This window comes from Bifidobacterium castoris, from assembly GCF_003952025.1.
Lineage (GTDB): Bacteria > Actinomycetota > Actinomycetes > Actinomycetales > Bifidobacteriaceae > Bifidobacterium > Bifidobacterium castoris.
This window is the reverse complement of sequence record NZ_QXGI01000005.1, coordinates 22,105-38,284: the sequence shown is the minus strand read 5'-3', so window position 1 is coordinate 38,284 and position 16,180 is coordinate 22,105. Positions and strand designations below refer to the sequence as shown.

12 protein-coding genes and 1 tRNA gene are annotated in these 16,180 nt (G+C 67.1%); 6 read left to right on the top strand and 7 right to left on the bottom strand.

Annotated features, from left to right (window positions below):
• Positions 1-35 precede the first annotated feature (35 nt).
• Positions 36-1,484: a hypothetical protein gene (locus D2E22_RS06735; protein ID WP_126032335.1), complete on the bottom strand. Its 1,449-nt coding sequence runs from the start codon at positions 1,482-1,484 to the stop codon at positions 36-38.
• 174 nt (positions 1,485-1,658) lie between these two features.
• On the bottom strand, positions 1,659-2,822 hold the full coding sequence (locus tag D2E22_RS06730; protein WP_126032334.1) for a Gfo/Idh/MocA family oxidoreductase: 1,164 nt from the start codon (positions 2,820-2,822) through the stop codon (positions 1,659-1,661).
• 536 nt (positions 2,823-3,358) lie between these two features.
• Between D2E22_RS06730 and D2E22_RS06725 the strand changes: the two genes are divergently transcribed.
• The 3 genes from D2E22_RS06725 (at position 3,359) to D2E22_RS06715 (ending at position 6,238) form a co-directional block, all read left to right on the top strand.
• Positions 3,359-3,865, top strand: a complete 507-nt coding sequence (locus tag D2E22_RS06725; protein WP_241218294.1) for a very short patch repair endonuclease — start codon at positions 3,359-3,361, stop codon at positions 3,863-3,865.
• Between the two features lie 185 nt (positions 3,866-4,050).
• Positions 4,051-5,187, top strand: a complete 1,137-nt coding sequence (locus tag D2E22_RS06720; RefSeq protein ID WP_126032434.1) for a pyridoxal phosphate-dependent aminotransferase — start codon at positions 4,051-4,053, stop codon at positions 5,185-5,187.
• An 82-nt stretch (positions 5,188-5,269) separates the two neighbouring features.
• Positions 5,270-6,238: a Ppx/GppA phosphatase family protein gene (locus D2E22_RS06715; RefSeq protein WP_126032333.1), complete on the top strand. Its 969-nt coding sequence runs from the start codon at positions 5,270-5,272 to the stop codon at positions 6,236-6,238.
• 190 nt (positions 6,239-6,428) lie between these two features.
• Here D2E22_RS06715 and D2E22_RS06710 read toward each other — a convergent pair whose 3' ends face one another.
• The gene (locus D2E22_RS06710) at positions 6,429-7,151 is read right to left on the bottom strand and encodes a DUF4391 domain-containing protein (protein WP_126032332.1); all 723 of its coding nucleotides are present in this window, start codon (positions 7,149-7,151) and stop codon (positions 6,429-6,431) included.
• 382 nt (positions 7,152-7,533) lie between these two features.
• Positions 7,534-7,609: transfer RNA gene (locus tag D2E22_RS06705), tRNA-Arg, on the bottom strand.
• Positions 7,610-7,964: 355 nt separating this feature from the next.
• On the opposite strand from D2E22_RS06705, the gene D2E22_RS06700 reads away from it, so the two are divergent.
• Entirely contained in the window at positions 7,965-8,978 is a 1,014-nt protein-coding gene (locus D2E22_RS06700; protein WP_126032331.1) for an endonuclease/exonuclease/phosphatase family protein, read from the top strand.
• Positions 8,979-9,196: 218 nt separating this feature from the next.
• Here the strand turns inward: D2E22_RS06700 and D2E22_RS06695 are convergent, their stop codons facing one another.
• Entirely contained in the window at positions 9,197-9,541 is a 345-nt protein-coding gene (locus D2E22_RS06695) for an exodeoxyribonuclease VII small subunit (RefSeq protein WP_126032330.1), read from the bottom strand.
• Between the two features lie 84 nt (positions 9,542-9,625).
• Positions 9,626-10,948 (bottom strand): exodeoxyribonuclease VII large subunit, encoded by a 1,323-nt coding sequence (gene xseA / locus D2E22_RS06690; RefSeq protein ID WP_126032329.1) that lies wholly within the window; start codon positions 10,946-10,948, stop codon positions 9,626-9,628.
• 359 nt (positions 10,949-11,307) lie between these two features.
• Between xseA and nrdD the strand changes: the two genes are divergently transcribed.
• Positions 11,308-13,701, top strand: coding sequence for an anaerobic ribonucleoside-triphosphate reductase (gene nrdD, locus D2E22_RS06685; protein WP_126032328.1), 2,394 nt, complete (start codon positions 11,308-11,310; stop codon positions 13,699-13,701).
• Positions 13,702-13,989: 288 nt separating this feature from the next.
• Positions 13,990-14,685: an anaerobic ribonucleoside-triphosphate reductase activating protein gene (gene nrdG / locus D2E22_RS06680; protein WP_126032433.1), complete on the top strand. Its 696-nt coding sequence runs from the start codon at positions 13,990-13,992 to the stop codon at positions 14,683-14,685.
• 568 nt (positions 14,686-15,253) lie between these two features.
• Here nrdG and D2E22_RS06675 read toward each other — a convergent pair.
• A complete protein-coding gene (locus D2E22_RS06675) occupies positions 15,254-16,000 on the bottom strand; it encodes a zinc ribbon domain-containing protein (protein WP_126032327.1) in 747 nt (248 codons plus the stop codon).
• Positions 16,001-16,180: the final 180 nt, after the last annotated feature.

Genomic DNA, 16,180 nt, shown 5'->3' with positions numbered 1-16,180 from the left:
GAGGGCGCCCCAAGGGTGCCTTCGCCGCCGACCCGTCACAGGATCTCGGCGAGGTCGGGCCACGCGTCGGGGAAGTCGTCGAGATAACGCATCGCCTCGTCGCGCAGCCCCTGCATGACGAGCAGCCGCTCGTAGACGCGGTTGCGCACGGCGTGCGTCCCCTCGTGGCGGTAGATCTCGACGATGCGCGCCACCTGGTCGCGCCATTCGCGGTTCGTGCTGACATGCCGCAGATTCGTCAACGCCGGCATCTCGTCCTCGTCGAAGGAGGACAGCACCCGTTCGCGGTACAGGTCGCGCAGCCGCGGACGGTCGTCGAGGGCCTGCAGCGCCACCTCCTCAAGCGACTCCCAGTCGTAGGGGACGAGTTCGTCGGGGAACATGACGAGGAACGGGGCGCTGCGGTCGGCGACCATCGTCGACGTGAACTCGAGCAGCTCGTTCCAGCGGCGCACATGGATCAGCCGGGCCGCGTACGCGTCACCGAGCGGCGACGTCGTCGCATGCTCGCGCAGCAGCGCGTCCGCGCCGTCCACGTCGCCGCCCATGCGCATCAGGTCGTGCCGCAGCAGCAGCACCGCCTGACGGAAACGGTAGTGCGCGTGCAGCTCCATGTCCTGACGGTCGGGTTGCGAATCCGACCGGCTCGCCTCGTATAGGTCGTTGGCGAGTCCGGACAGGTCGGCGAGCTCGAAGGCGTACTCGTCGTCGATCATCGAACGGAAGCGCGCGTCCTCGTCGGCCGTCTCCCCGTAGCGTCGCGCCATCTCGTCCATGCTGGCGAGCGCCGTGTCGAGCGTCTCGTACGCGTGCACGCAGGTGTCGTCGTAGCGGGCGAAGGACAGGCAGCAGGACAGCAGTTCGATCATCGGCATCGGGTTGAGGCGGAAATCCTCGTTGCATGCGACGTCCGTGACCATGCGCAGCGCCTGCGCGCCGACGCCCGGGTCGGCGTGGCGTGCGACGGCGTCGAGGTAGATGCGCGTGATCTGCAGCAGTTCCTTGAGGTATTCGAGCCCCTCCTGGTTGCGGTCCTCGCACATGCCCAGGAAACGCGCGGTCAGTTCGATCGCGCGGCACAGGTTGCGCGTGCCGTCGAGCCAGCGGCTGCTGGCGGTCGCGTTCGCGACGACCGCGTCGACGCCGGCGAGCGCCTGTGATTCGAGACGGAAGGACGGCATGTCGGCGCGCGGCACCTCGACGCCGTCGGCGTCGCATCGCGCGCCCGGCGCGGCGGCGGCGACGCCGTCGAGGTACCACCGCATCGGGCGTTCGATGATCTGCTCGGCCTCGTCGGCGGGCGCCACCGGGACGTCGGCGCGCAACGCGTCGTCATGGCGCGCGCAGGTGCTGATCGCCGGGTCCCACAGGAAGGTGGGGCCGTCGAATTCGTCGGCGAACCCCCATTCGTGGTCGATGAATTCCCGCATCTGCGCGAGCTCACGGTATTTGAGCAGCCCGGAGCGTTCGGCTCGCATCGTCATGGTGTTCCCTCCGCCTGCCAAGGTCGCGTTTCGTGTACACGCGATAACGGCTGCGCGTGCTTGCGCGCGGATGCGCACAAGGTCACGCTAGCAGCTTCCCGACGATCGCTCGGTGGATTTTCTACATTGTGTACCCGGGCATCTCATTATTCGTCGTGGGCGGGCGGACGCGCCTCAGCGGGGGTCGGGCTCGAAGGGGTAGCGCAGCCCCCACTGCGCGCGCAGCGTATCGGTGAGCGCGAGCATGCGCAGCGTGTCGGCGTGCAGCATCTCGATGCAGTCGCGGCGGCCGGCGCGGATCGCGCGTACGGCGGCGGCGACCTCGTATTCGTATCCGGTCAGCTGCGCCGGCACGTCGATGTGGTCGAGGAGCGTGTGGTCGGCGGCGTAGACGTCGACGGCGCTGACGTTGTTGATGTTCTCGCAGTCGATGTAGCCGTTCGTGCCGCGGATGTGGCCGGCGCGCTCGGACGCGCACATCATCGACGACGTCGCGTTCGCCATCGTGCCGTCGTCGAAGTACAGCGTCGTCGCGTTCTGCGCGTCGACGCCGGTCGGCAGCGGCGTCATCGACGTGACGATCTTCGTGATCTCGCGGTCGCCGACGACCATGTCGATGAAGTTGAGCGGGTAGACGCCGACGTCGAGCAGCGCGCCGCCGGCCAGATTCGGGTCGGTCAGACGCTTCTTGTGCGTCATCGGATAGCTCAGGTCAGCGGCGACCGACGTGATCGCTCCGATCCTGCCGGAGGTGACGGCGCGGTCGATGACCAGACGCGACGGCATGAAGCGCGTCCACATCGCCTCGCCGCAGAAGCGGTTCGTCGCCGACGAGACGTCGAGCATGCGCTGGGCCTCGTCGACGTTGACGGCGAAGGGCTTCTCGACGAGCACGTGCTTGCCGGCGCGCATGCAGGCGATCGCCTGTTCGGCGTGCAGCGGGTGCGGCGTGGCGATGTAGACGAGGTCGACGTCCGGGTCGGCGAGCATGCCGCGGTAGGAGCCGAAGGAGGTGCGCAGCCCGAACTGCTGCGCGAAGGCGCGCGCCTTCGCCGCCGAACGCGACGCGACCGCGTACGGCGTGACGAGCGAGGCGTAGCGCGCGTCGGCGGACATCATCGTCAGGGTGCGCGCCATCGACTGCGCGATGCGGCCGGCGCCGAGGATCGCCACGTTGAGCGGACGCGAGGCGTCGCCGGTTTCGGTCTCGGCCGTGTGCGCCGTCGCGGCGGACGCGGTAGGCGCCTCGGTCGCCGGCGTGTGCTCGGGACGGGTGCTCGGGATGTTCTGGGTGTTCGGGGCGGGCGGGGTCGGTTCGTCGTGGGTCGTGTCGGTCATGTCGGGTCCTTTTGGGTCGGTGTCGGCGGCCTGCGCCGCCGTGTGGCGCCACAGCGTCGCCATCGTGCGGCGAACGCGCATGGTGTCGCCGCGTCGCGTCGCTGCGGAAGGCCGCGGTCGTCGTATCGTTCCGCTTTCTACGCTAGCGTGTCGGCGGCGGGACGGCCATGTTGCCTGCGAGCGAACCGGTGCGCGCTTGCGCACAAAACGGCATATCGACCAACGAGATGGCCTCCCGTTCGCGTATTGCTGAGGCCGCGCGCCGCGGATGGACGGTCCGGGCGCAGGATCGGCGCGACGGCCACGCGCACGGATCCCGCTAGGATGGCGGTGTGGGCGACATGACGGCATCGACGGCGAAGAGGACAGCGGCGAAGAAGGACACGGCGGCGACAAAGGGCGTGGCGCCATCGGCATCGACGGAGCAGGACGCGGCGGCATCGGCGCCGCCGGCGTCGCGATCGGACGCCCCGGAACGCCGGCGACGTGCGGCGAAGGAGCAGACGAAATACGCGAAGGGGACGCGCAGCTACACGATGTCGCGCATCCGCGGCAAGGACACGTCGATCGAACGCATCGTGCGCAGCTACCTGTTCGCCCGCGGCATGCGCTTTCGCAAGAACGACAGGCGCTATCCGGGCCATCCGGACGTCGTGCTGCCGAAATACCGCGCGATCGTGTTCATCAACGGCTGCTTCTGGCACATGCACGAAGGCTGCGGCGGCCATACGGTGCCGAAGACGAACACGGCGTTCTGGCGCGCGAAGCTGGAACGCAACCGCGAGCGCGACCGGCGCCAGCACGACGAGCTGCGGCGCATGGGCTGGCGGGTCATCGACGTGTGGGAGTGCGAACTGGGCAAGGCGACGCGCGCAAGCCGGCTCGAACGTCTCGTCGAACAGATCGTCGACGGCGGCCGCGACGGGCAGGCGCCGCCCGACGCGGTGTGCGGGAGTGGTGGCACAATGAAGGCGGTGGAGCACGCGCCGGACGCCCGCACGTCCCCGACGCGGCGCACCGGCGACGGCAAGGAGACGACATGACGGACGAAGCGCGCGAAGACGACACGGCGCACGAGACGACGATGCGGCACGCGGCGCGGGACGCCGCGGCCGACGGGGACGGACGGCGCACGGCGGACGCGCACGACCCGCGCACGACGGGCGAAGCGGCGCGGCCGCTGCCGAAGCTGTCGAAACGCGCGCGCGAGGTGCATCCGTTCCGCGCGATGCGGATCGGCGAGCGCGCGAACGTCATGATCGCCGCCGGCGACGACGTCATCAAACTCAACGTCGGCCAGCCCGACTACGGCGCGCCCGAGCCGGTGCGTCTGGCGATGCGCGACCTGTACGACGGCCATCCGCTGCCGTACGCGGAATCGCGAGGACTGCCGCAGCTGCGCGAGAGAATCGCGCGGTTCTACGCGAAACAGCACGACGTGAACGTCGACCCGGCGCGCATCGTCATCACCGAAGGCGGCTCGTCGGCGCTGCTGCTCGCGGCCGCGCTCACCGTCGACGACGGCGACGAGGTGATCATCGCCGACCCCTCGTATCCGACGAACCGCGAACTCGTGCGCTCCTTCGGCGGCGTCGTCGTCGACGTGCCGACGAGCGCGGCGACGCGCTTCCATCTGACGCCGCGACTGCTCGACGACCACTGGTCGAAGCGCACGACGGCCGTCATGGTGACGTCGCCGTCGAACCCGACCGGCACGACGATCGAACGGGACACGCTGCGCGCCGTATGCGACTACGCGGCCGAACGCGGCGCATGGCGCATCGTCGACGAAACCTACCTCGACCTCGCCGACGTCGAACCCGACGGCGGCCGCGTGCCCTCGGTGCTCGCCATCGACCCGGACGCGATCGTCTGCAGCAGCTTCTCGAAATACTTCGGCATGACCGGCTGGCGGCTCGGCTGGCTCGTCGTGCCCGACGGCGTCGTCGACGCCGTCGACAGGCTCGCGGCGAACTTCTTCCTCAGCGCGCACACGCCGACGCAGATGGCGGCGATGGCATGCTTCGACGACGAGGCGCTCGCCATCAGCGAACAGCGCAGGCTCGAACTGCTCGAACGGCGCCGCATCGTCGTCGATGGGCTCGCCGATCTGGGACTGCCGGTCGACGTCGAGCCCAACGGCGCCTTCTACGCCTACTTCGACGTGAGCCCGACGGGACTGACGGCCACCGGGTTCTGCGAGCGCGCGCTCACCGAGGCGCACGTCGCGCTGACGCCGGGCGCCGACTTCGGCGAGGCGACCGCGGACACCCATGTGCGGCTGTCGTACGCGGCGTCGCGCGACGCGCTGCGCGAAGGGCTCAGGCGACTCAAGACGTTCGTCGGCGCGCTGCGCGCACGGTGACGGACGCCGCCGGCCGACGCCGGACCGCGCCGGCCGGCGGGAGGACCCGAAACCAGAAAGACTTCCAGCAAAAAGAGGACGTATGGCAAATTCGAAAACGCATTCCACCCGACTCGGCGTGCTCGACATCGGCTCGAACACCGTGCACATGCTCATCGTCGACGCCGCCGTCGGCTCACGGCCCGAACCGGAGGCGAGCACGAAGACGACGGTGCGGCTCATGGACTTCCTCAAAGAGGACGGCTCGATCCGAAAATCCGGCGTCGAGACGCTGCTCAACGCAGTCGACGAATCGATGCAGCTCGCCGAACGCTACCAGATCTCGCAGCTGCTCGCGCTCGCGACGTCGGCGATCCACGACGCGGCGAACGGCAACAAGATCCTGCACCGGATCGAGGAGATCGTCGGGCAGCGCATCACCGTGCTCTCCGGCGACGACGAGGCGCGGCTCACGTTCCTCGCCGCGCGCCGCTGGTACGGGTGGGACGCCGGTCGGCTGCTCGTCATCGACATCGGCGGCGGCTCGCTCGAGGTGGCGCTCGGCTCCGAGGAGGAGCCGTCGGTCGCGACGAGCGCGCGCATCGGCGCCGGCATCATCACACGCGACTACCTTCCCGGCGGCATGGCGACGCCGAAGGAGCTCGAATCAGCGCGCAAGAAGGTGCGCAAACGCATCGCCGAGCTCGTCGGCGCGATCCCGGCCGAAGACTACACGAGCCACGCGGTGGGCACGTCGAAGGCGATCCGTTCGCTCGCGCGGCTCGCCGGGTCGGTCATCCACCAGCCGGGACGCGAGGACGCGTTGTCGGTGGAACGCGAACAGCTCGAGGATTGGCTGCCGCGGCTGGCGAGCATCGAGCCGGCGCAGCGCGCCGCGTTGCCGGGCATCACGCAGGACCGCGCCGGGTCGATCGTCGGCGCGGGCATCGTGGCCGTCGAGATCATGGACGCTCTCGGCATCAACGAGATCGAAGTATGCCCGTGGGCGCTGCGCGAAGGCGCGATCCTGCGGTGGCTCGACCAGTACGGCCGCACGCGCATCGGTTTCTGACCGCGGCCGGCGCGCGGCGGCTTCAGACGGGCGGAGGTTGCAGACGGGCGGACCAGTCGGCGGGGTCGGTGGGTCTGGGGGGTCGGTAAATCGGTCAGGGTCGGACGGATCGGTCAAGTCGGCGGGTCGGTCGGGCCAGTCAGGATTGACGGTGGTCGGAGTCGGCGGGTCTGAGCGGCGTGTGCGTGCGTCAGTTCGTCAGTGCGGCGAGTTCGTTCTTCGCCTTGTGCAGCTTGGCGTAGATCTCGTTGCGCTGGGCGGGCGACTTCGCGCGCGCATGGTCGGCGGACAGCTTCGCGACGTCCGCCTCGAGCTGGCGGATCCGTTCGGCGCGGGCGATGCGCGCGTCCAGGCCGGCGCAGTCGACGGAGCCGAGGATGATCTGCGAGCACAGCGACGCCCACAGCTCGTCCATCGTCGCGCCGTTGACGTCGAGGAAGGACTCGCCGCACGGCTCCCACGCGCCGTGGAAGACGCGGAAGGTCGGTGTGTGGCCGGCGCGGCCCGGCAATGCGCGGCGCACCGCGAACTGGCATTCCTCACGCGTCGTGCCCTCATGCTCCACAGTGCGCACGACGGCGAAGACGATTCCCGACTTGCGTTGCGACGCGATGAGCTCGACGACGTCGTCCGGCGTCTCGCGCACGCCGTCGGCGAGCTTGAGGCCGAGGACGAGGATTTCCGGCATGCGCGCGCTCGCCTCCAGGCCGGTGTTCGACGGGCGCAGCAGCGCGAGCATCGTGATCGCGTCGACGGCGTGCACCAGATGCTGCTTCGTCTTCGCGGACAGGGGAGCGGACGCCTTCGCGGCGAACAGTCCCTTCGGCAGGACGCCTTTGGCCGCCGGGAACGCGGTGGCGGGGGAGAGGCCGAGCGTCTCGGCGGTCAGGGAGCCACATGCGGCCATCGTCATCGTGGGCCTTCTTTCGTAACGGATGATACGTAACGGATGCTGCCATCCACTGTACCGTCGTGCGGGCGCGGCGGCCCGCGGCATCTCATGTTCGAAGCGCGTCCGCGAACACTCATCGCCCGCGATCATCGGGGGTGTGGGGCGCATCGGTCGTGTTCGCTGATATCGTCGTCTGCGATCGTGGCGAGCAAGAGACGTACCAATCATGTTCGCTAACATCATCGTTTGCATCATGTCGGGTGCGAGATGTGCCGGGGGCACGTTCACTGGCGCAGTCATCCGCGATCGTCATGACCACATTGTGCATCGGTGTTCGGTGGAGTCGACGAGGATCGGGTCGGAGATGACGAAGCCGCGTCGGCGAATGGGCCGACGCGGCTGATGGTGCCCCAGACGCGATTCGAACGCGCGACACCCGCTTTAGGAGAGCGGTGCTCTATCCACTGAGCTACCAGGGCGAACAACCCGACATTATACACACCATCGTGCATCCGGCACAACCGCGCGCCGCACGCGCATCTGGGGAAAATCAACCGTGCGGACGATACGCACGCGTCCTGCGCTCCATTAGTGTGGAACACGTCATCGGCGCGGCACCTTGCGGATGCGCAAACAATCGCAGGGTGTCCCGAAGCGCATACGATGGAGCGTCGCGCGTGACGGACGCGCATCGGCGAGTCCGACGGGACGCGCGAGGCCGGCGGACACGTACGCGCCCGACGGGCACACGCATCCACCGGACGCGGACGCATACACGCACGATTCGCATGCGCTTGCATACGAATGCAGACAGAATGGAACAGAAGGAGACGCATGGCACGGCATACCCATCCGGTTCTGGCGGCGCTCGCGGCGATCCTCGCGATCGTCGCATTGCTCGGCTGCGCGGCGCGGTTGCTGCCCGAGGACATGCAATCGTTGCCGTACGTGCCGTATGTGATTTCGCTGTCGCCGTGGTTCGCGCTCGTCGCGCTCGTCTCGTTCGTCCTCGCCTGCATCTCGCGGCGCTGGTTCACGGCGGTCGTCGCCTGCGCGTGCATCGGGCTGCAGGTGTGGTGGCAGCTGCCGTACTTCCGCGGCGACCTTCCACTCAGCGGCGCCGCGATGGCCGCCGTCGCACAGGTCAAGCCGTCCACAGACGACGCGTACGCACGCGTCATGACCTGCAACGTCTACAAAGGTCAGGCGAACGCGCAGGACATCGTCGATGCCGTGCGCGACCAGCGCGTCGAGGTGCTCGCGCTGCAGGAGACGACGGAACCTTTCCTCAAGGAGCTCGCGAACGCCGGAATCTACGACTATCTGCCGCATTCGACGGTCGGATCGGCGGACCATTACTACGGCAACGCGTTGTTCTCGGCGGCGCCGCTCGACGCTCCGACGGACGCCGAGTTCGATTCGAGCGCGTCCGACATGCCCGCCGGCACCGTCCTCTTCGACGGCGGCCGCCTTCCCGTCCGCTTCGTCAGCGTGCACACGACGTCGCCGAGCGCGAGCACATGGGATCTGTGGCGCCGATCGCTCAATGAGATGGACGCGCTGCGATCGCGTACCGACGTGCATTACGTGCTCATGGGCGATTTCAACGCGACGACCGACCACGCCCCGTTCCGCCGTCTCCTCGGCGAACGTTTCCAGGACGCGTCGATGACGAGCGGCCACGGCCTCGTCTTCACCTGGCCGTCGAACATGCGTTTCGTGCCCGCCGGCGTCGGCATCGACCACATCGTCACCGAGCGCGACGTGCGCGTCGGGCAGATCAAGACGATCCGTATCCCCGGCGCCGACCACGACGCGCTGCTCGCTACGCTCGAGTTCGCGCAGTAGCCGCGCGCGGCGCATGTGCGCCGGACGACGTCGGGCATCCGCAAAGCGCATGCGGCGTCTTTTCCACGAATCCCACCGCGCGGAAACGCAGCCCCGTGATCGCGGCGCCGATCCTCCCCGCGAAAATGCAACGGGGCGCACGCGACCGCGTCGTATGCACCCCGTCTGGCCTGCGCCTTCAATGCGCCTGGCGTCCGCCGCCGCAGCGCGCCGGCCGCTTACTGCAAATTCGACTGCGTGCCCGCCGTCGCCGCGGTCTGCGCCTGCTGCGCCTGCGCGGCGTCGAGCTTCGCGCGCACCGTGTTGAGCAGCGACTGCGCGCGCTGGGCGAGCGCCTCGCCGATCTCCCACTGGCGCATCGACTCGTCGAGGCTCAGGCCGCCGTTCTCGAGCGCGCGCACGGCCTGCATGAGCTTGTCGCGCGCCTCCTCGTACGGCATGTTCGCGATGACGTCGCGTTCCTGCGCCGTCAGGCTCGACGCGATCTGCGGCTGCTCGGCCGCAGTGTCCTCGGTCGTCTCGGTCGTCTCCGTCGCGGTGACTTCGATGGTTTCCTCCGTCATGGCTGCTCCTTTGTGGTGGTTGTGTGCCGGTTGATGGCTGTTGTATCGATTGCGTTATGTGTTTGCGCGTGTGTCGCGCGGGGCCTACGGTTCGACGATCTTCGTCGTCTGCGCGACGACGGCGCCGCGGCGCAACGTGACGGTGATCTCATCGCCGGCCTTGAGCTTCGCCGCGTCGTCGACGACGTGCCCGTCGGCGGTCTGCAGCACCGCATAGCCGCGGTCGAGCGTCGACTGCGGGCTCAGCGCGCGCAGCGTCGCCTCGAGTTTCTCGACGCGCAGCTGCTCGTCGTCGACGATCCGCGTCAGGCCGATGCGCATCGTGCGCACGGCGTCGTCGATCTGCCGCTGATACGGGTCGAGCATCGTCTGCGGATGCGTCAGGCTCGGACGGTTCGCGTAGCCTTCGACGAGCCGTGTCTCGTTGTCGACCATCGCGCCGATGCGCATGCGCATCGTGCCGATCGCGTTCGCGATGAGCTGCTGCTGCTCGCGCACGTCGGGCACGACGCGCTTGGCGGCGTCGGTCGGCGTCGACGCGCGCACGTCGGCGGCCAGGTCGATGAGCGTCCAGTCGTCCTCATGGCCGATCGCGGAGACGATCGGCGTCACGCATGCGGCGGTCGCGCGCACGACGCCTTCGTCGGAGAATCCGATCAGATCCTCGAAGCTGCCGCCGCCGCGCGCGACGATGATGACATCGACGTTCGGGTCGGCGTCGAGCCTGCGGATCGCCTCGACGACCTCGGGCGGGCATTGCGGGCCCTGCACGTGCACGTGCTGCACGGTGAAGTCGACGGTCGGCCAGCGCAGCATGACGTTCGTGATGACGTCGCCCTCCGCCCTCGCCTGCGGCGCGCAGATCAGGCCGATGTTCTTCGGGAACTCGGGCAGCGGCACCTTGTTCGAGGCGTCGAAGAGCCCTTCGCCCTTGAGTTTGCGGCGCAGCTCGTCGATCTGCTCCTTGAGGTCGCCGACGCCGACCTTGCGGATGTCGTCGCCGCGCAGGCTCAGCCGCGTCTGCTTGACCCACAGGTCGGCCTTGCCGTGCACGACGACGCGGTCGCCCTGCTTGAAGCCGCGCGCCATCTGCGCGAACGCGCCGAAGCCGTTCACCGAGATCGAGACGTCCTCGAAGTTGTCGCGCAGCGTGATGTACACGGACGTCGCGCGGCGCGCGTTGATCTCGACGATCTGCCCTTCGATCCACACCGTCGGCCAGCGGTCGATCACGTCGTGCCATTTGCGGCTCAGCAGGTTGACCGGCCACGGGTTCTCCGGGGTCGTGTCGCGCGCGTACTTCGGCAGCTGGTCGAGCGGGCGCGGGCCGCCGGCGGCGCCGTCCGCGCCTGTCCATGGGGTGCCTGAAGGCTGTGTTCCCATGCCATATCCGTTGTTCCAAGACATGGTTCTAGGTTCCATCAGCGAAGGGACATCGTGCTCGCACCGCACGGCGTGTCAGGGCTGATTCCGCCGCCTCGGTGGCGTTTCACGGCGGGTGCGGCAACGGTGTCGCTATGATGATTTCCGCTCAGCGAACACCGCGCCGAGTGACGAAGACCACACCGTCGGGACGCATCGCGGATTTTCGGCGTCGTATCAACGAAAGTTCCATATCTAGTGATTGCATGCCATCTGTCGCACTACATATAGCGGCGCGTCGCCCGAAGGAAAAGCGTACAGTCTTATCAGTCAGCAAGACGTCCGGCATGGTGCGGACGCACGAAACGAGCCGGCCCCGCCGGCCCCGAAACAAGGAGCAGCGAATGGAAGCAGAGGTTCTGGAGGCGCCGATGACGCAGCCGAAGACCGCGGCGAAGGTACTCGTCGAGAAGCGCGATGGCCGTATCGTCGATTTCGATCCGGTCAACATCATCATCGCTGTCAAGTCCGCATTCGCCGACCTGAACAAGGAAGTCGGTCCCGAAGAGGAGCGCATGATCTCCGACATCGCCGATCAGGTGGAGGGCGAGATCAAGGAACGCTACAACGGTCCGGCGCGTATCGAGGACATCCAGAACCTCGTCGAGCATGCGCTCATCGACGACCACCTCTACGAGGTCGCGCGCACCTACACGACCTACCGTCTCAACAAGGACATCCAGCGCGCGAAGGCCACCGACATCAACGAAGCCGTCAAGCGCCTCGTCAACAAGGACGAGTCGCTCGTGCGAGAGAACGCGAACAAGGACTCGAACGTCTACGCGACGCAGCGCGACCTGCTCGCGGGCGCCGTCTCGAAGGCGTCGGCGTTCTCGATGCTGCCGGACGCCGTCGCCAACGCCCACATGAAGGGCGACATCCACTTCCATGACGCCGACTATTCGCCGTTCACGTCGATGAACAACTGCTCGCTGCCCGACTTCGGCGACATGCTGCGTCACGGTTTCGCGCTCGGCAACGCGATGATGGACTCGCCGAAGTCGATCGGCACGGCGGCCACGCAGATCACGCAGATCATCAAGGACATCGCGGGCGCGCAGTACGGCGGCCAGACAGTCAACCGCGCCGACGAGATGCTCGAGGAGTACGCGAAGCGCGACTATGCGAAGAACCTCAACATGGCGCAGGCGCTCATCCCCGATTCGATGCCGATCGAGGTCGCCGAGGACATGGTCCGCGGACTCAAGGCGCAGGAGCCCGACTGGCTGCACTTCGAGAACCGCGAGCCGCTGCCGGCCGACACCGCCTTCGACGAGGAGCTGCCGGAGATCGACCAGCTGCGCGAGATCTACGCGAAGATCATGACGCGCAAGGCCATCTACGACGCGATGCAGACGATGGAGTACCAGATCAATTCGAACCGCGTCTCCAACGGCCAGACGCCGTTCGTCACCGTCGGCTTCGGCCTCGGCACGAGCTGGTTCGCCCGCGAGATCCAGCGCGCGATTCTGCTCAACCGCATCCGCGGCCTCGGCAAGGACCGCCACACGGCCATCTTCCCGAAGCTCGTCTTCACGATCAAGCACGGCATCAACGCCGATCCGGGCGATCCGAACTACGACCTTAAGCAGCTCGCGCTCGAATGCTCGACGAAGCGCATGTATCCGGACGTCGTGTTCTACGAGAACATCGTCAAGATCACCGGTTCGTTCAAGGCACCGATGGGCTGCCGCTCGTTCCTGCAGGGCTGGATCGACCCGGAGACCGGCGAGGACGTCGAGGACGGCCGCATGAACCTGGGCGTCGTCACCGTCAACGTGCCGCGCATCGCGCTCGAATCGCACGGCGACGTCGAACGCTTCTGGAAGCTGTTCGACGAGCGCATGGAGACCGCCCATCAGGCGCTGCAGTTCCGCATCATGCGCTGCAAGCAGGCGACGCCGGTCAACGCGCCGACGCTGTTCCGCTACGGCGCCTTCGGGCGCCTCGACGCGAACGACAACGTCGACCAGCTCTTCCGCAACGAACGCGCCACGGTGTCGCTCGGCTACATCGGCCTGTATGAGGCGACGTCCGTCTTCTACGGCAAGCACTGGATGCGCGACCACGGCTGGGATCCGCAGGGCAAGGAGTTCGCGCTCGAGATCGTGCGCCGCATGAACCAGCTGTGCAAGGACTGGTCGGCCGCCGAAGGCTACCACTATTCGGTGTACTCGACGCCGGCCGAATCGCTCACCGACCGCTTCAACCGCATGGACCGCGCGAAGTTCGGCGAGATCGAAGGCGTCACCGACCACGACTTCTACACGAACTCGTTCCACTACCCGGTGTGGCTGCAGCCGACGCCGATGGAGAAGCTCGACTACGAGAAGGACTTCCCGTACTACGCTTCCGGCGGTTTCATCAACTATTGCGAGTTCCCGTGCCTGCAGGCCAACCCGAAGGCGCTCGAGGCGGTGTGGGACTACGCGTACAACATCGGCATCGGCTACCTCGGCACGAACACGCCGATCGACCACTGCTTCGAATGCGGCTTCCAGGGCGACTTCGAGCCGACCGAGGAGGGCTTCAAGTGCCCCGAGTGCGGCAACTCCGACCCGGACAAGTGCAACGTGACGAAGCGCACCTGCGGATACCTCGGCAACCCGGTGCAGCGCCCGATGGTGCACGGCCGCCACGAGGAGATCGCGCACCGCGTCAAGCACATGGCCGGCGAGACCGGACACGTCACGCTCGCCGGCGGCGAAACGCGTGAATGGTTCGAAGAGGTCAAGTGAGCCGTTGACGGTCATGCGCGGCCGATGAATCGGCGCGGATGACCGGCGAACAGGCTCGGACGGACACATGGGGCGGTCGTATGGCCGCCCCATTTTCGCGATATGCGATCACGGATCGGCAGACGGTGCGCGGCAGGCGCATAGGGGAGGACGGACATGACCCAGGAATGGCGTAGGACGGAAGGCACGACAAGCGCGGAGGGGTCGGCGAGCGTCGTCGAATCATCGAACGAGGCGATGACGGACGTGTCGGATTCGCCTCTCGCCGTCGCGCAGCCGGTGAAGAAGATGCCGCGGTTGCACGACTTCGCCGCCGGGGAAAGCGGACGCGGGCCGGGAATCCCGACGCCGTTGTCGAACAATCCGAAGGCGGGGCAGTGGACGAGCGCGCGGATGAGCCACAACATGATCGCCGACTACAAGCGGTTCCTGATGACCGACGGCGAGGGCATCCGCTGCTCGCTGTACGTCTCGGGCTGCCCGTTCCACTGCGAGCAGTGCTACAACGCCTCGATTTGGGATTTCCAGGCCGGCCACGAATACAACGACCGGCTCGAGGCGCAGATCATGGACGACCTTGCGCAGAGCTTCGTGCAGGGCATCACGTTCCTCGGCGGCGAGCCGCTGCTCAATACCGGCGTGCTGCTGCCGCTCGCGCGCAGGATCCGCAAGCGCTTCGGGCATACGAAAGACATCTGGTGCTGGACCGGATACACGTGGGAGGAGCTGATGCGCGACGGCGAAAGCGCCGACAAGATGGAGCTGCTGCGCGAGATTGACATCCTCGTCGACGGTCGGTATCTCAAGGACCGGCACGATTCGCTGCTGCAGTTCCGCGGCTCGTCGAACCAGCGCATCATCGACGTGCCCGCCTCGCTCGAGCGCGGCGAGGTCGTCATCTGGGGCAAACTGCATGACCAAGAGCGCTTCATCCCCGAGATTTACGGCCACGAGCGCGCCGCCGGCGAAGGCGACGCCAGCTGAGCGGGGCGACGCGAGCTGAGCGCGGTAGGGCGAGCTGAGGTGGGGCTGGACGCATCCCGCGCAGCGTACCTGTGCGCGGCACGCGACGCCAGTGGCCGCGCTGGCGCCCGGTATCGCGTATGCGTGCGCGGTATGTGACGCCGGTGGCTGTGCTGGCGTTCCGTCGGACGTACCCGTGCGCGGTACGTGACGCCGGTACGCGGCATGGAGTCCCGTACCGCGTATGCATGCGCTGGAGGCGTCCCAAACATGGCACCCGGCGTCCGGCGACGCGTACGCATGCGCGGTAGGTGACGCCGGTGGCCGTGCGGGCGTCCCGTCGGGCTTACCTGTGCGCGGTACGTGACGCCGGTACGCGGCATGGCGTCCTGCACCGCGTATGCATGTGCTGGAGGCGTCCCAAACATGGCACCCGGCGTCCGGCGACGCGTACGCATGCGCGATTGGGGACGCGGAAGGCCCTGTCAGTGTCCCATTGGGCGTATGCATGCGCGGTAGGTGACGTTGGTGTGCGGCGCGGGACAGTGGAATGTTTCCGGCGCCGCACATGCATAGTGAATTTTGCAATCTACTGCAGGAAGCTGCCGTCGAGATACTTGTCGATTGGGACCGATTCGATCAGCGTGTCATTCTTGTCGAGCAGCTTCACGGTGAATCCGAGGTTGGATATGCCGGTCATCTGCCGGAAGTCGTTGAGCGCCTTCCTGACGTAGTCTTTGACGATTATGTTGGTGTAGGCGTTGAGATCCCGCTCGGTGAATGTGCGGCAACGGCTGCTGTTCTCGGTGAAGCACACCATCCATGTGTTAGATGACGAGTTGTTTTTGTCATAGATGACCGACGGGAATTTCACGGTGATGACCACCGTATTGCCTTCGGCCTGCGCGGAGGCGCGAAAATTATAGTTGTTGGCTGCGCTGATGCCTTCAGCGGCCATCGAGAACAGATTGACGACACCTTCGAGGTTCTTCTTGTTGCCGTTCTGGGTGGGCTTCGCCGCGAGCATCCAGATCAGCAGGACGGTTTCGATGACGCACACCACCGCCACGATGACCGCCCAGAGGGGTTGGCGTTGATGCTGCGCAGTGGCGGTGCGCACGGAAGGGACGGGGGGCACCCGGGGCGCTGCGGGCAACGGCCGGGACGATGGCGGTGTCGCCGGCGTGGGTGGCATGGCCGGCGACACCGCTGCTGTTGGAACCATGGGCGCGGTCGGCGCGCTCGGCGTATGGTTGGGTTTGCTGAGTGCGCTTCCGCACGATGTGCAGAACTGGGCGGTGGCGCTGTTTTTGGCGCCGCAATGTGTGCAGAACATTATCTTCCCTTCTCTCTTCGTCTGTCAGTGTGCATGCATGTGCATACATAAAAACATCCTCGCGCTTGCGGGGAGCACGCGGTATCGGGGGTTGGTGCTCATGGTGGTAGGGATCATCCCCGCGCTTGCGGGGAGCGCTATGCGCGTACAGAGGGGCGCGCGTACGTGCACGCGCGCGTA